The organism is Brevibacillus invocatus (assembly GCF_003710915.1).
In the GTDB taxonomy this organism is placed as follows: domain Bacteria; phylum Bacillota; class Bacilli; order Brevibacillales; family Brevibacillaceae; genus Brevibacillus; species Brevibacillus invocatus.
In genome coordinates, this window is record NZ_RHHR01000009.1 from 153,647 (window position 1) to 169,302 (window position 15,656).

12 protein-coding genes and 1 riboswitch are annotated in these 15,656 nt (G+C 51.7%); of the genes, 2 read left to right on the plus strand and 10 right to left on the minus strand.

The genetic code is table 11. The features are described 5' to 3' along the window. Nucleotides 1–5: 5 nt before the first annotated feature. The 5 genes from EDM52_RS05390 to EDM52_RS05410 form a co-directional block, all read right to left on the minus strand. Complete coding sequence (locus EDM52_RS05390) at nucleotides 6–920, minus strand: ABC transporter permease (protein ID WP_122908003.1); 915 nt, start codon at nucleotides 918–920, stop codon at nucleotides 6–8. After that, nucleotides 907–1,977 (minus strand): ABC transporter permease, encoded by a 1,071-nt coding sequence (locus tag EDM52_RS05395; protein WP_122908004.1) that lies wholly within the window; start codon nucleotides 1,975–1,977, stop codon nucleotides 907–909. Before EDM52_RS05395 ends, EDM52_RS05390 begins: the two co-directional genes overlap by 14 nt. Further along, the gene (locus EDM52_RS05400; protein ID WP_122908005.1) at nucleotides 1,952–3,481 is read right to left on the minus strand and encodes an ABC transporter ATP-binding protein; all 1,530 of its coding nucleotides are present in this window, start codon (nucleotides 3,479–3,481) and stop codon (nucleotides 1,952–1,954) included. The genes EDM52_RS05395 and EDM52_RS05400 overlap by 26 nt, the downstream gene beginning before the upstream one ends. Nucleotides 3,482–3,574: 93 nt before the next feature. Then, nucleotides 3,575–4,618 carry a BMP family protein gene (locus EDM52_RS05405; RefSeq protein WP_122908006.1) on the minus strand — a complete coding sequence of 348 codons (1,044 nt, stop codon included), beginning with the start codon at nucleotides 4,616–4,618 and terminating at the stop codon, nucleotides 3,575–3,577. A 201-nt stretch (nucleotides 4,619–4,819) separates the two neighbouring features. Next, a riboswitch (SAM riboswitch) is annotated at nucleotides 4,820–4,934 on the minus strand. A gap of 86 nt (nucleotides 4,935–5,020) precedes the next feature. Beyond that, entirely contained in the window at nucleotides 5,021–6,499 is a 1,479-nt protein-coding gene (locus tag EDM52_RS05410) for a methyl-accepting chemotaxis protein (RefSeq protein ID WP_122908007.1), read from the minus strand. 215 nt (nucleotides 6,500–6,714) lie between these two features. On the opposite strand from EDM52_RS05410, the gene EDM52_RS05415 reads away from it, so the two are divergent. Together EDM52_RS05415 and EDM52_RS05420 are read left to right on the plus strand one after the other, a co-directional pair. After that, nucleotides 6,715–7,332, plus strand: coding sequence for a DUF3298 and DUF4163 domain-containing protein (locus EDM52_RS05415; RefSeq protein ID WP_122908008.1), 618 nt, complete (start codon nucleotides 6,715–6,717; stop codon nucleotides 7,330–7,332). A gap of 83 nt (nucleotides 7,333–7,415) precedes the next feature. Beyond that, nucleotides 7,416–9,056 (plus strand): M20/M25/M40 family metallo-hydrolase, encoded by a 1,641-nt coding sequence (locus tag EDM52_RS05420; RefSeq protein ID WP_122908009.1) that lies wholly within the window; start codon nucleotides 7,416–7,418, stop codon nucleotides 9,054–9,056. Between the two features lie 32 nt (nucleotides 9,057–9,088). Here EDM52_RS05420 and cls read toward each other — a convergent pair whose 3' ends face one another. The 5 genes from cls to EDM52_RS05445 form a co-directional block, all read right to left on the minus strand. Beyond that, nucleotides 9,089–10,537 (minus strand): cardiolipin synthase, encoded by a 1,449-nt coding sequence (cls, locus tag EDM52_RS05425; RefSeq protein ID WP_122908010.1) that lies wholly within the window; start codon nucleotides 10,535–10,537, stop codon nucleotides 9,089–9,091. Nucleotides 10,538–10,704: 167 nt separating this feature from the next. Beyond that, complete coding sequence (locus EDM52_RS05430; RefSeq protein WP_122908011.1) at nucleotides 10,705–11,658, minus strand: aminopeptidase; 954 nt, start codon at nucleotides 11,656–11,658, stop codon at nucleotides 10,705–10,707. 136 nt (nucleotides 11,659–11,794) lie between these two features. Beyond that, nucleotides 11,795–12,688, minus strand: coding sequence for an ethanolamine ammonia-lyase subunit EutC (eutC, locus tag EDM52_RS05435; protein ID WP_122908012.1), 894 nt, complete (start codon nucleotides 12,686–12,688; stop codon nucleotides 11,795–11,797). A gap of 19 nt (nucleotides 12,689–12,707) precedes the next feature. Next, nucleotides 12,708–14,069, minus strand: coding sequence for an ethanolamine ammonia-lyase subunit EutB (locus EDM52_RS05440; protein WP_122908013.1), 1,362 nt, complete (start codon nucleotides 14,067–14,069; stop codon nucleotides 12,708–12,710). Between the two features lie 18 nt (nucleotides 14,070–14,087). Then, the gene (locus tag EDM52_RS05445; protein ID WP_122908014.1) at nucleotides 14,088–15,548 is read right to left on the minus strand and encodes an ethanolamine ammonia-lyase reactivating factor EutA; all 1,461 of its coding nucleotides are present in this window, start codon (nucleotides 15,546–15,548) and stop codon (nucleotides 14,088–14,090) included. Between the last annotated feature and the right edge of the window lie 108 nt (nucleotides 15,549–15,656).

A 15,656-nucleotide genomic window follows, 5' to 3' on the forward strand; every position in this document is an offset into this window, starting at 1 on the left:
CACGATCAACGAGCGCTTTGCTGATTGCTGCTGGCTCCTCCGTTCTTGTCTTTCAGGAAGAACATCGCCACAATCGTCAGAACATACGGCAGCATGGACGTAAATTGTGTCGGCAACGAAAAGCCTTGCAGGCGTATGCTAAGTGCATCCATAAAACCAAACAACAAGCTCGATGCCAGGATGCCGAGTGGATGGGACTGTCCCATCATCATGGCTACCAGCGCGATAAAGCCGCGACCAGCCGTCATCCCTTCCGTAAACATCGTCACCTGTCCCAGGGAAAGCTGTGCGCCTGCTACACCGCAGAGGACGCCGCAAAGAAGAATCGCCATCACCTGCAAACGAGTTGTTTTCAACCCCAGACTGCGCGCTGCGACCGGGTTCATTCCCACCGCGAGAACGCGGAAGCCGGTAACGGTACGATAAAAGAAGATATAGAGCAGAATCGACGCCAGGAACGCCAGATAGACCAATGGCGAGTGACCGGAAACGATTTCCCCCAAGACTGGGATATCGTGAATGAGCGGGATCTCCAGACGCGGCAGGCCAGCCATGTCCTTGTCGTAGAAAGCTCCCTTCACATCAAAGACTGCACGCAGGGCAAAGGTCGTAAGTCCCAATGCCAAAAAGTTGATGGCCACACCAACGACAATCTCATTCGCCTTCAACCCAATCGTCATGTAGGAAAATAACAGAGAGAACAGCACGCTGGCCGCAGCCGCGAACAAAACCGCCAGAAACAAACTCCCGGTAAAATGATTCCCGACGATCGCGGCAAATGCGCCAACCAGCACCAGACCTTCCAAGCCGACGTTAAAAATACCGACACGTGAGCAGAGCGCTCCGCCCAGAGCAGCCAACAAAATCGGCGTCACCATGCGGATCGTCGAACTAACGAGGGACCAATCAAGCCACTCCATGCGATTCTCCCCCTTTCTTCTTCCGCTGTTTCCACCAGCTGTAGCTGAATCTTGCGGAAATGAACAGGATAAGCACCGCTTGAATCACGCTCGCCAGCTCCAACGGAACCTCGGTATTCCTCTCCACGCCCATCGCCCCTGTCTGAAAGGCAGCGAGCAGAATCGACGTAAAAATCACTCCGATCGGATTGGAATTCGCGAGCAAGGTCGCCATCAGTCCTGTCCAAGCGAAATTGGGTACGGTCAAGGCTCCATCTACAAAGCGGTAATGAGCGCCGAGCACCTCTACTGTCCCCGCCAACCCCGCAAACGCGCCGCTGGCAAACATTCCGGTCAGCATGACCTTGATTCGGTGAATCCCACCGTACTGGGCAAAAAACGGGTTGTGACCGAGCATTTTCACTTCATAGCCAAACGGTGTAAAACGAATGACCCAAAACAACAGCAATGCTGCTACAATCGCGATGATAAAGCCGCTATGCACACTCATTCCCGCGAACAGCTTAGGCAGCCACGCGCCTTTCTCCAGCATGACGGTCTGAGCCAGTGCAGCGGAACCGCTTTTATCCTGAAAGGGATCGCTGACCAGATAGCTGGCAAACAACACCGCGATATAGTTCAGCAATAACGTGGAAATCAACAAAGGAATGCGGAATTTGGCTTCCATGTACCCGGCCATGAGCGACCACAGACCGCCAGCCACAATCCCGGTAACCAACGCTGCCAGTATCTTCACGATTCCCGGTGCAGGCAGGTAGATCGCTACCAGTGTCGCGCTGATAGCCCCGAGAACCATCTGGCCCTCTGCCCCCAGGTTAAAAACCCCTGCACGGAAAGCCAGGGCAAGACCGAGAGCGATCAGCATAATCGGCGTTGCACGAGCCAATGTGGAAGAAAAGAAATAAAAATTACCGAAAGCCCCTTTCCACATTTCCTGATACGTGCCGATAATCGACTCCCCTACTGCAGCAATCACCAGCGCCCCGGTTAGCAAGCCGATGATGACGGCCAAAAGCGGTTGAACCAGTGACTTACACAGCTCTTTGACTGCTACCATGAACGCTTCCTCCTGCCATCAGCACGCTGATTTTTTCTTCTGTCGCCTCTGCACGGGACAGCTCTCCTGCGATCCGTCCCTTGTACATGACCAGGATTCTGTCGGATAAAGCCATGATTTCCGAAAGCTCTGAAGAAACGAGCAGAATACCGTCTCCGCTGTTTCTCTTTTCAATCAAAGCTTGATGGATGTACTCCATCGCGCCAATATCGACACCACGTGTCGGTTCTGCGGCCATCAAAAACGGGGTCTCGTGCCCCAGCTCTCGAGCGACGATCAGCTTTTGCAGGTTACCCCCAGAGAGATTGCCTGCCTGTTCATTCAATTGCTTGGAACCCGTCTTGATCGCAAACCGGTTGACCCATTCCTGTACGACCCGGCGGAAGGCATCACGTAAAATCACTCCGCGACGATAGTAAGCCGGTTTTCGCTGGTAGCCCATCAGTGCGTTTTCTTCCACGCTCTCCTGCTTCGCGGTCCCCCATAAATAACGGTCTTCCGGGATGTGGGAAAGTCCTGTTTCACGTACCTTGGCTACCGATTGATTGGTCACATCAACACCCGACAATCGGATGGTACCATCCTGGATGTTCCGAAGGCCGCTAATCGCTTGCAGCAACTCGGACTGTCCATTGCCAGAAACCCCGGCAATCCCCACAATTTCTCCGTGATGAACGGTGAAGCTCACCTGGTCCAACAGCGACTGTTTATCGCGGACCGTCAGATTTTCCACCTGCAGCAAAGGCTTGCCATCCAGCGGGAGCCTTTCACTCAATTGCTGCAGCTCCCGTCCGACCATCAGGCGTGCCAGATCGTCCACATTGGTCTGATCCTTGGCTACGCTCCCTGTCACCTTTCCTCCGCGCAGCACGGTGATTCGATCGGCTACTTCCATCACTTCCTGGAGCTTGTGCGTGATCAATATAACGCTTTTCCCGCTCTCCGCGAGATTACGGATAGTTTGCAGCAAGTCTTTTACCTCAAGTGGTGTCAAAACTGCTGTCGGTTCATCCAAAACGATGATGTCTGCGCCCTGGTACAATACCTTAAGAATCTCCACCCGCTGTTGCTCTCCAATCGAGCAATTCGCGACAAGAGCCTGCGGGTTTACAGGAATGCGGTACTGCTTACTCAGTTCGCGCACCTTGGCTGCCGCATCTTTGCGCAGAAAAAAGCCGCTCTTCCTAGGCTCGTAGCCAATTACGATATTTTCTGCCACACTGAACTCGCCAAACAACATGAAGTGCTGATGAACCATGCCAATCCCATGCTGGATCGCGTCGTTCGGACCGCGAAAGGCAACCGGTTTTCCATTCAGCACAATTTCCCCAGATGTGGGCTGTTCCATCCCGTACAGCATCCGCATCAACGTCGTCTTTCCCGCCCCGTTCTCTCCGACGATAGCGTGTACTTCACCTGCACCAAGTGTGATCGACACCTTGTCGTTGGCAGTAAAATCGCCGTACTTCTTGGTCATTTCCCTCATTTCTAATCGGTGGGCCATCGCGATCCCCTCCTTTTGTCATTTCCTCTCCCCATACAACAGCAGACCGACTACAACCGTAGTCGGTCACGCCATTTTCACTGAGCTGTTCGATTAGAACGATTCAGGCACTTTGCGCGTACCCGCCACGATTTCTTCGTTGATTGCCTTTACCTTGTCTACAACCTCTTGTCCGATGAAGGCATGCAGTGGGGTTGCACTGTCGTGTGTGATATAGGTTACGCCCACGCCTTTTTCTTTCAAACCATAGGTAACTACTCCAGGCTGGAATGTACCTTCTACAAAAGATTTCACGGTTTCATAAGCCGCTGCATCTGTACCTTTCAGTTGGGACAATACGATGTGCTCCGGATCGATCACAGTACGGTCTACGTCTTGACCTGCGGTATAGAAGCCTTTTTCCTTGGCTGCTTCAAAAACGCCCAGGTCACCTACAGCAGCAGCGCCGTTGATGAAGTCAGCACCTTGAGAAGCTTGCAGCAATGCCAGCTCCTTCGCCTTTGCCGGGTCGGTGAAGCTGCCCACGTAGTTGACGATGAATTCAGCATTTGGATTGGTTGCTTTCAGGCCTTCAGAAAAACCGCCTGTCCATTTCTTTAACAAAGGGATGTCCATCGCTACGACCATACCTACTTTGTTTGTTTTTGTCGCCAGACCAGCAGCAGCACCCATCAGATAGGCTGCTTCCTGCTCGCGGAAAGTTACGCTGCGAACGTTTGGCAGGTCGATCACGGTATCAATGATCGCGAAGTTGCGATCAGGGTTTTCAGCTGCCACTTTTTTCAGGGCATCCTCGGATTCAAAGGAGGATGTGATGATCAGGTCATATTGTTCAGCTACAGCCACGCGCAGATTTTCTTCAATCGCGCCGTAGTCGGTCGATTCGATCGTTTTCAGTTCAGCACCTAATTCTTCAGCTGCTTTTTTGGCACCATCGTCCATTTGCTGGAAGAATGGGTTTACCCCGATTTTCTCAGGCAGGACCAAAGCGATGCGTTTTTTCACTGCTGGTTCTTCCTTTTGTTCCGCTGGAGCTTGTCCAGAGGCTTGTCCATTGTCTGCCGGTGCATTTCCGCCACCAGCGCAACCTGTTGCCAAAACGGCGAATGTCGTTAAAGCCAACCATAACTTCTTCATGATGTCTCCCTCTCTCACACAAATTCTTTCGCGTTTTTGATCTCTAATAGGTAATGTACGTTTTTTTCGGCAAAAAAACAACAGTATATGCGTATATTTTCATAAAATATACTAAAAACGTTCGTGTATTCCACCTCTCTCCTTTCAACAAACAAAAAAACTCTTCCTTTTGGGAAGAGTTCGCAGCTATCGCTATCCTCTTCCTCATCTGTCAAAATCCACATTTTGGATTTTGCAGGAATTGGCACCTTGCTGTACATGGTACAGTGGTTGCCGGGCTTCATCGGGCCAGTCCCTCCGCCGCTCTTGATAAGGTAGGTGAATCTATTCGGTTGATACGGATTTAGTTTAACAGACTCTTTGAAAAACGTAAATTATTTTCATCTGGGAATACAGTTTGCGTTATTCCTTGGTTTGGAAGGATTGCTGCAGGCTGTGGGAAAGCTTGTTCAGCTCGCCCAACTCATCTGTTATCTCGCGAACCTTGTACTGCTGGTTCTCCGCGGTTGCGAACAACTCTTCCAGATTGGCTACGGATTCTTCGGTTACGGCGGTAATGGTAGACATCTCGGCTGCCACTTCGCCAGAACGGCTTTTTACCAGGTCCATACTCGTGCGAACATGCTCCGTGGCAGACAGGAACGTTTCCATTCCTGCTCGTACCGCTTCGATCGCAGCGACCGTCTGTACCGCTAGCTCTTTTCCTTTTGCAACCGAGGTTTCCCCATTGCTCATATGGTAGACGGCGTTCTGACTCTCCTGATGAAGTGATTGCAGGATTTGGGTAATTTCCTGTGTAGCAGTGGCACTTTCCTCTGCCAGCTTGCGTACCTCGTCCGCGACTACGGCAAAGCCGCGTCCATGCTCACCAGCACGAGCCGACTCGATCGCGGCATTGAGTGCCAGCAGGTTGGTTTGCGATGCGATCTGATTAATGGCTCCGACGATTTCCTCTACACGGTTGGCTTGACGATTCAACTGGTTGATCGTCGCAGAAGCTACATGAACGGCTTGCACGATCTGCTCCATCTGGGTGGACAGCTCATTCATTCTCGCTACGCTTTCGACCAGACGTCTGTTGTTTTGATCCGCCTCGGTCTTCATCATGTTTGCTTTCTCGGTCACCGATACGATTTCCTGGTCGATCTGCTGGACTTCCTCCTCGATCTTCACGGTGGAGTTCGCCTGTGCCTCCATGCCAGTCGCGACTTCCTTGAAGGCGATCATCATATCATCTGTATTTTGTCGGGTTCCCTCAGCGTGCCCGTGTACGTATTGCGAAGTGCGGTCCAACTGTTCCGTCATCAGCTGGATTTGCTCCAGCATCTCTACCAAACGCTGCTCCTTCTCCTCTGCTTCCTGTCTCGCTGCATTCGCTTGCCTCAAAGAAGCTTGTCCAGCCAGACACAAATACGTGAGTGCAATCATCATTACGAAGATCGCGACGACGCGCACGATCAGATTTACTTCAGAGAAATCACCGCTGAACAGATCGTACTGTCTCGTGTAAAAACCGACTCCCGTAGCGATGGCTTGCGTAATGCCGGCAAACACCACCAGCTTCCAATCCAGATAGGCAGCCAAAAATCCCAATACAATAAAAGCAAGAAACGAGACTTCTTCATAAGGGGTAAAGTGATCGAATGAAATCGCATAAAACATAAGTCCAATAGCTACTAGGTAACGAATGATTCGGCTGTCCTTACGAATGAAATAATACGGCGATACAATCAGGGTCACCAGCAGTCCCAGTGAAGTAACGAGCCAGAAGTTCACATCCATTTGATACGCGATCAAGCCTGCCATCCAGAGATGATTCCACAAAATAAAAATCATAAATCCTTCTTTGTTTGTCAGGGTGTTTCGCACTAACTGAATCATGATTCCCCCCCTTTTCCCTCTTACATGTGGTTTTCTTCCCCATTATAGAACGTATGAAACGCAAAATTCATGCGAACTTGTGAAGAATTTGATAAAGAATAGAAATATTTCCAATAAAATAATCACGGCTTTTACGGACCACTTATTCCAGAGCTGAATAGGCTGACAGGAAACAGAACGTACACAATGAATCCAAAAGGAAGGAACAGATAAACATGGAGCGAAATCAACTGCCCGTCAGTGTCCTGACGCGAACCATAACGCGCCCCCATACGCGGATTTACTATCCACAATTGACCGGTCTGTCCAATCAACAGGCTGAGCAGCAGATTAACAAATCATTGCTGCAAACCGTCAATGGACTGATCCATGAACAGGAACGCGTTCAGATACAGGGAAATACACAGATGCAGGGAAGCTACGAGATCAAAACCAATGAACGAGGCATTTTCAGCGTTACCATGAGCAACTTTGCTTACACGCCGCCGATGGCTCATCCCATGACGTTTCTCGGCTCGCTGACAGCCGATGTACAGACAGGCAAGATCTACAATTTGCGCGAGTTGTTCAAGCCCGGCAGTGATTACGTGAGAATCTTATCTGAAAACATCAAGAAGCAGATCCAGCAAAGACAAATTCCTACCTTGAACCCCTTTACCACGATCTCGCCCGAACAAGACTTTTATGTCGCAGACAAATCGCTGGTCATTTACTTCCAGCTCTATGAATTAAGCCCATACTATGTCGGCTTTCCGATGTTCCCCATCTCTGTGTACGACATCGAAGCCATTGTCGCGGACAATAGCCCGCTCAGCATCCTGTCAGCAGACTGACGATCCGTGAAATCCAGGCAGGATATCCGATTTCAAGAGGGAATATTAGACACCACTATCCTACAAAAACGGGGGCCCTACTCATGAAAAAATGGCAGACCAAGGATCAGCTAATCCATCTCTTGTGCGGGCTAGTCCAAATTCCCAGCGTTACAGGCTCTACAGCGGAAAAGCTCCTGCCCACCTATCTGATCGAGCAGTTGAACACCCTGCCCTATTTCCAGCGAAACCCCGGTCACGTCCGGGCAATGCCTACAGACGATGGCCGCCACTTCGTCACCGCACTGGTCAAAAAAGAAGGCGCACGGGACACCGTCATTCTCATCAGCCATTTTGATGTTGTCGACGTAGAGGACTATGGCTCCTGGAAAACGCATGCTTTTGACCCTGAACAGCTTACTTCTCTCTTCCAAGCCCAGCAGCAAGAGCTGCCTTCTGCCGTACAGCGTGATATGGAGACGGGAAACTGGCTTTTCGGACGCGGTACGATGGATATGAAATGCGGCCTCGCCCTGCACATGTCGATGGTGGAAAAGGCTTGTGCTGGCGAGTTTGATGGCAATATCCTGCTCTTGACTGTCCCCGACGAAGAAGTCAACTCCGTCGGAATGCGCGCGGCTGTCCCGGTATTGCTGGAGCTGGCGCAGGAATTTGATTTGCATTACAAGACCGTGCTGAATTCCGAGCCGATGTTCCCCCGTTTCCCCGGCGATCAGAACAAGTATATCTACACCGGTTCCATCGGCAAAGTTCTCCCCGGCTTTCTGTGCTATGGCAAAGAGACGCATGTTGGCGAGCCATTCGCTGGACTGAACGGAAATCTCATGGCCTCTCAGCTGACGTGTGAGCTGGAGCTGAACACCGCTTTTTGTGAGATCGTAGACGGTGAAGCTACTGCTCCGCCTACCAATCTGATACAAAAGGATCTCAAAAAAGAATACTCGGTCCAGATTCCCCATCGCGCGGTCACCCTGTTCAATCTCTTCTTGCTGGAAAAAAAGATGGAGGATGTCGTGGAAAGCTTGCTGGAAGCAGCCACCAACGCAGCTGAGAAAATCAAGCAGGCATACGCCAAGCAGGCCGATCTGTTTGCACAGAACAGTCCATTCACGCCTCGCCCTCTGTCTATCCAGGTCATGACCTATGAAGCACTGCATGCCTACGCGCTTCGTACACATGGCGAAGAAAAGGTGGAGCAGATACTGGGCAGCGTTTTAGCCGAGCGGGGAAGGATGGATGACCGCGACATGACGATTGAGCTGGTGGATCAACTGGCGGCCTTGTGCAAGGAGCTTTCGCCCATGATCATTCTGTTTTTCGCTCCCCCATTCTACCCGGCCGTTTCTTCGCGCCAGCACCCTGTGACTCAGCGAACGGTTGCAGAAATGGAGGCCTATGCACAAGCTCACCACCAGATCGCGTTGATCAGGCAAAGCTACTTCGGCGGCATTTCAGACCTGAGCTACGCAGGCTTGCAGTATCCGGCATCCTCCATGCAGCCGCTCATTCACAATATGCCGATGTGGGACAAAGGCTACTCCATTCCCATGCAGGCTCTGGAAGCTTTTGATGTGCCTGTCTTGAATCTGGGTCCAGTCGGTCGGGATGCTCATCAATGGACGGAAAGACTTGATGTGGACTACGCCTTTGGAACATTGCACGAGATGCTTCAGCACTGTATCCATACACTTCTGAAGGAAGCAAAAACCAGCGAGGTTTCTTAACCTGCTGGTTTTTGCACGCCATTTTCAACTGATTATAATATCGGGGAAAGCAAGCGGGTCAACGACTCTTTGATCCGCATGTGAATCGGTCTGTTCATGTATTCCGCCATGGTCAGTTCCTTGGAATTCTCGAGGTCTCGAAGGAAAAGCTCCTCCAGCTGCTCGGCCATCCCCGTATCGTAGAGAAAAGCATTCGTCTCAAAATTGAGCTTGAAGCTGCGAATATCTACATTGGCTGTTCCGACCGAAGCGATCTGCGTATCCACAACCAGTGTCTTGGCATGCATAAAGCCTTTTTCATACAGGTAACAGCGTACACCGCTCTTCAGCATTTCCCCCAGATAAGAGTGCGTGGCCCAAAACACCATCTTGGAATCGGGAATACCAGGAACCATCAACCGGACATCTACCCCAGACATGGCTGCCATCTTCATCGCTGTCAGGATACTCTCGTCAGGCACGAAGTAAGGGGTCTGTAGGTAAATCTTTTTGCGTGCCTTGTAGATCATTTTCAGATAAGCATGCTTGATCTGCTGCTTCTCGGAATTCGGACCGCTAGACACGATCTGAACACCTACCCCATTCGCCAGCTCGCCGATCACCGGAAAATAGACAGGGGATTCCTGCATCCGCTTTGGCGAAGACAAATTCCAATCCAGGAAAAAGCGAGCTTGCAGCATGTAGACAGCGTTTCCTTGTATCTGCAAGTGCGTGTCTCGCCAATACCCGAGATACTTGCTCTTGCCCAGGTATTCATCCCCGATGTTGAAACCGCCAATATAGCCGATCTTGCCGTCGATGATGGTCAGCTTTCGATGGTTGCGAAAATTAACCCGGAAATTGACAAACGGGATGCTCGACGGGAAAAAAGCGGCTACTTCTCCTCCTGCCGCAACCAAGGGACGAAAGACGCGCGAGGATAGCGCTGCCGAACCTACAGCATCGTACAGGACGCGCACTTCTACCCCTTGAGCCGCCTTGGCAGCAAGCAATTGCACCAGGCGCTTGCCCAATTCGTCATTGCGAAAGATGTAGTACAGCAGGTGAACATGGTGCCGGGCCTTTTCAATATCCTCGAGCATGGTATCAAACAAAGGCTCCCCTTCAGCAAAAACCTGTACGGCATTGTCCTGAGTGTAATAAGCCCCGTCGCTGACAACATTCATATAGATCATGTCCCGATGCCGTTCCATTGCCGGGTCATGAACCGGAAAATCGCCACTCTCCAAAAGCAGCTTCTGCTTGTCTACTGCCGCTCGAAAATGGGAAAACTCGCCTTCCTGCAGCCGATACAGCTTCTTTTTGCTCAGCTTATGTCCCAATATCAAATACACAATAAACCCGACGCCCGGCAAAAACAGAAGAACAATCAGCCAAGCCCAGGTAGCCGCGATATTGCGTCGCTCCATAAAAATTAAAACTGCAGCCAAGATCAGATTGACTACAGAAATGATAGCAAAGACTTGCTCCAGCAAATGCATCACACCACATCCGAGTTTTGTTTCTATTATTTTACACGAAACGCAAGAGGGAATCATCTCACCTCTTCCCCGTACGTTAAGAAAACGTCTAATTAGTCCTTATCCAAGCAGGAGCCACCGTGTTTTCACGAAAAAAACCCGGTCTGTGAACCAGGCTTTTAACACCATTACTGGTATGGCAGGTCGATAAGCTGACCCTTTTTCATAATCAATCGGTCATCCAAATAAACGTCTGGCGCTTTCACCACGAGATCGATGTGTACGCCTGCTGCAATCGTTCCGCCAAAAGTGTTGTTGCTGCCAAACGCCACATGAATGGTCCCGTACACCTTTTCGTCCTCCAGAACAACACCCGTGATTCTGGCCTTGTCATTGGTTCCGATCCCGAATTCACCGAGGTGCCTGCCATCCTGCTCACCCAGTATGTGCAGCAAGCGTTCACCCGATTCTCCTTCTGTCCCGGTAATCCGACCGTTTTGTATGGTTAACAAAAGGGGTGTATCTATTTTTCCGATGCCGGAGATGGAGCCATCGACTACGATCTGACCCTCTGCCGTCCCTTCCACGGGTGCAATGTACGCTTCACCGGAAGGAAGGTTGCCAGACTCGCCCGGATTGACATACATGCCCGTGCTGGGTACTCCTTTTCGATCCGCGATGGAGAAGGTCAAGCTCTTGCCCTCTTTCTCGATCCGTACGCTGCTCGCTGCACTCAGGAGCTCCGTCACCTTTTCTGTCAAACTTCTCACCTGGACATAGTCTGCCGTAATGGCTCCCTCAAGAAACATATCAGCGGTAATACTCGGCATGGTGGCCAATCTGGCTCCATTCGCCGCAGCTTCCTTGCGCGCTTTGGTATGGGTCAAGGAATGCTCGGTCACACATACGACCACTGCGGAGCTTTTCATGGCCTCCGCAATAGCCTTTGGCGGCTCCTGCCCTGATTTTTCCCGCTTCTGCATCACCATCAAGACGGCTTCGGCACCAAGCTGTCTGCCCGCTTCCCACAGTGCCTCTCCCAATTCCCGCTTCACATCGTCTGCCACTACCAAAAAGGTCTCTCCTGCTTGCAATGCCATGCATTGGGTCAAGATTCGCTTGCTGGTCTCGATCAAGTTCATTGGATATTCTCCTTTGTCACGTCATTTCCAGAACAATCCTACCGCAATCTTTCCCCTTCATTTTACTCTGGGAACATAGGACGGACAATGAAAACAACGAAACCGCCCAGACCTGCATGGACGGTTTCCTATTGAATTATAAGACCAGCTTTACTCCGCTCGCTTTTTGCTCCAGCATTTTGCTCAGGATCGTGCCGATGTGAGCACCTGCCTCGATCGGGGAAGTGCCCTGTCGATGAATATTGGAGATGACGGTACGTTCTGACTCTACCATTCCCTTGCGTGGACGATAGCACATGTACGCACTCATCGAATGAGCGGTCACCAGGCCCGGTCGCTCACCGATCAGGAGCACCAGCACCTCGGGCTGCAGCAGTTCTCCAATATGGTCCATGCTGGCTACCCTGCCACCTTTTACAAAGAATGATGTTCCGCATGTAAGCCCGTAGCTTTTCAGGGAATCCATCAAGGATGGGAGAACGTCGCGCAAATTGGCGTCGACAGCACTGGCGCTCAGCCCATCCGATACCACGATCTGCACCTGTGGTCTCTTTTGGCAGCGTTCCTGCAACAGGCGCACGCCTTCATCATTCAGGATGCGCCCCATATCCGGACGCTTCAAATAATTTTCCGTATTGTCGTACTGCGTCTCCACCGTAAAAAGGGAAAACTCATCGAGCAAAGGCTGACTGACCTCGCCATACACGGCGTCCACAGCAGCCGCGTGATCACGCCTTAGCTGAAGCATGGTTTTCGTCAACGGCCTGACACCCGTACGCCACACCCCGATACGCGCAGGGGTGCTGTCCAACAGCTCCACAAGACCCTCCTGCCATTTAGGATGGGGAACTTGGGCCATTCTCACAGGTTCTTCCGCTACAACAGGCTGCTCCTCACCGGCTGTCTCGTGAGCCGCTGCTTCGTCATGCTTCTGCTCTTTTGGATGACCGGTTTGCCGGGCCATTTCAGTGAGCTTTTTCTGCAGTTCAGCCACTACCTTGTCTACCAGCATATCCAGTTGCTGTTCCATCCTGGTTCACCTCCCCCTCTTACATGAAGATCGTCGGATCGCCTGCGATCGCGGTCAGCTTGCCATTTTCCATGATCCCCATCTTCTCCAGCCACTTTTCAAAGGCAGGGGCCGGACGTAAGCCGAGCACTTCACGAAAAGCAGCAATGTCGTGGAAGCTCGTCGACTGATAGTTGAGCATGACATCATCGGCCATCGCTACTCCGATGACGAAATTGACCCCTGCTGCTGAGAGCAGCACACCCAGATTGTCCATGTCATTTTGGTCTACCTTCATGTGGTTGGTGTAGCAAACATCGCATCCCATCGGCAAGCCGTGCATTTTGCCCATGTAATGGTCCTCCAGACCAGCGCGGATGACCTGTCTGCTGTCGTACAAGTACTCGGGACCGATAAAGCCGACTACCGTATTGACGATGAACGGCTTGTATTTTCTGGCCAATCCGTAGCAACGCGATTCCATCGTCAGCTGATCGACCCCAAAATGCGCCTCTGCTGAAAGCTCCGAGCCTTGCCCGGTCTCAAAGTACCAGTAGTTCGGCCCTGTCGCCGTCCCTTCCTTGCGAATCAGCTCGTCGGCTTCATCCAGCAGGGCGACATCGATGCCAAATGCGCGATTTCCCTCTTCACTTCCGGCCAGGCTTTGGAAGATCAGATCGGCTGGAGCTCCCTGCCGAATCGCCCTCATCTGGGTCGTGACATGAGCCAGTACACAATTTTGTGTAGGGATGTCCCATTTGTTCATCACTTCTTTGGTCATCAGCAGAATGTCCTTCACGCTATCTGCGGTGTCGATGACAGGATTGATGCCGATCACTGCGTCACCACTTCCGTAGCTCAGCCCCTCGTAGATCGCTGCTTTAATGCCCTGGACATTGTCTGCCGGGTGGTTGGGCTGGACCCTTGCCGCCAGTACACCCGCCTGACCGATTGCGATGTTGCAATGCGAGATGTTGCGAATCTTCGCAGCAGCTGTGACCAGATCGAGATTGCTCATCAGCTTGGCACTTGCCGCAATCATCTCACTGCTCAGCCCGCGGCTGATTCGCTTGAGCTCGCTATCGCCAGCACGATGACTCAAAATATATTCACGCAGCTCGGCTACACTCCAGTTTTTGACTTCCTGGTAAATCTTTTCGTTGATACCCGCTTCAATCACCCGAGATACCTCGTCTTCTTCTGCCGGCACTAGCGGGTGGTTGCGAATATCGGCCAAAGTCAGATCTGCCAGCACCTGCTTGGCGGCCACTCGTTCGCGGGAGTCCGCAGCCGCAATACCCGCCAGCTGATCGCCAGACTTCTCTTCATTCGCTTTGGCAAAGACCTCCTTCAGATCGCGGAACTGATAGGTTTGACCCAGCACTGTCGTTTTCAAGTTCATGTCATCCACCCCTCCTTTTTACGCCTGTTCATCGAATGCAAGCGTTTTTACGACAACGGGAATGATCGTCCCGGATATCGGTTCACCCAAATCAATGTAATCACCATATTCCACACGTACTTGATCAATACAGATAATCTCAGGCACTCCCTTGCACCGCAGTGACAGCGCCTGCCCCAAAGCCTTGGCCATATCCGTTTCACAGACGACGACCATCGTCCTGCTCCTGGGGAAAATCGTTGTATATTGTTCAGAGAGCTCCTGCGACAAGAGCTGCAGCCAAGCATAGGAGCAGTAGCCGATGCCTGACAGGGCAAGCGCAAAGGGGATGCCACCTGACTCCCCAAACAGACGCTGTCCCAGCTCGTACACGTTCCTCACTTCCTGACCCAGTCGCAGCGGCTCATTCATATGCTCTTGGGTCAATTCCAGCTTTAAGATCGGGATGTTTTTGATCGGTAAAAGCTCAGGCTTGATATGCACCGTGGAGCCGCTAATCTCCGTGCTCTGCATCCCTGCTCCGATAACAGTCGCCCGCACTGTCTGCTCCGGCTCTGTCCAGCGAAACGCAACCTTCCCCTGCTCCCTTTCGTGCCGCAGCATTTGACCCAGCAGGGGGCCAAAATCACCGTATCGACTCACTTCTGCTATATTTTCTACCTGCGGAGTACGCATCAACTCGCCAACCCCGCCTGAGATGGACAGCTCCTCAATCGGGAGTACCTCTTGCAGATGCCCTCCTGTTACGAGCAACCCGGATACTTTCCTCTCTTTGCCACTGAGATAATCCAGCATGCTCCGTCCCATCTGTCGGGCTACTTCCTCGATTTGCGTAAAGGTGACGGTCTGACCTATCTGCACATACAAATTTTTCGCTGCAAGCCACGAGCCGATATGGGGAGAAACATACTGAATTCTCCCCTGCTCATCGAGCCGTATCAAGCGGCCCCCGACGTGAAACGTAACTGTTGCAATCGCCCTTCCCCTGTAAAAGAAAGCGGCGTTTGCGGTCCCTCCACCGATATCTACATTGACGATATTGCCTTGAATGGATTGGGAACGCTTTTGTGCTCCTGCTCCTTTTCCAGCCAAAACGCCTTCGAGGTCAGCTCCCGCTGTCGCGACAACAAAATCACCCGATCGTTCAGCCAGCAGGTGCAAAATATGCTGCGCGTTCTTTTTACTCGCTGTTTCACCCGTAATGATCACTGCTCCCGACTTGATCTCGGACAGGCTGATCTCGGCCTTTTTATACTCATCCCTCAAAATGGCTCCGATCCTCTCTGCATCAACCTCATCTGCCCCAAGGAGAGGGGTGGCATGGACTGGACTGGCATAGAGCAGCTGCCTTTCCACGATCTGAAAGCGCGGCAACGAAAAGGTACTGGACATGCGTCCCAGCCTCAGCCTGCTGACGATCATTTTGGTCGTACTGGTTCCCACGTCAATTCCGACGCTTTTAATCCATTGCTCCTCCATAGCCCCCTCCTTGAAGCTGTGACCTTCAGAAATACGAAAAGATGCCTGAACAACCGAATACACGCGCATTCGGAATCGTTCAAGCACCTTTGCCTGGGTTGCTGTTCA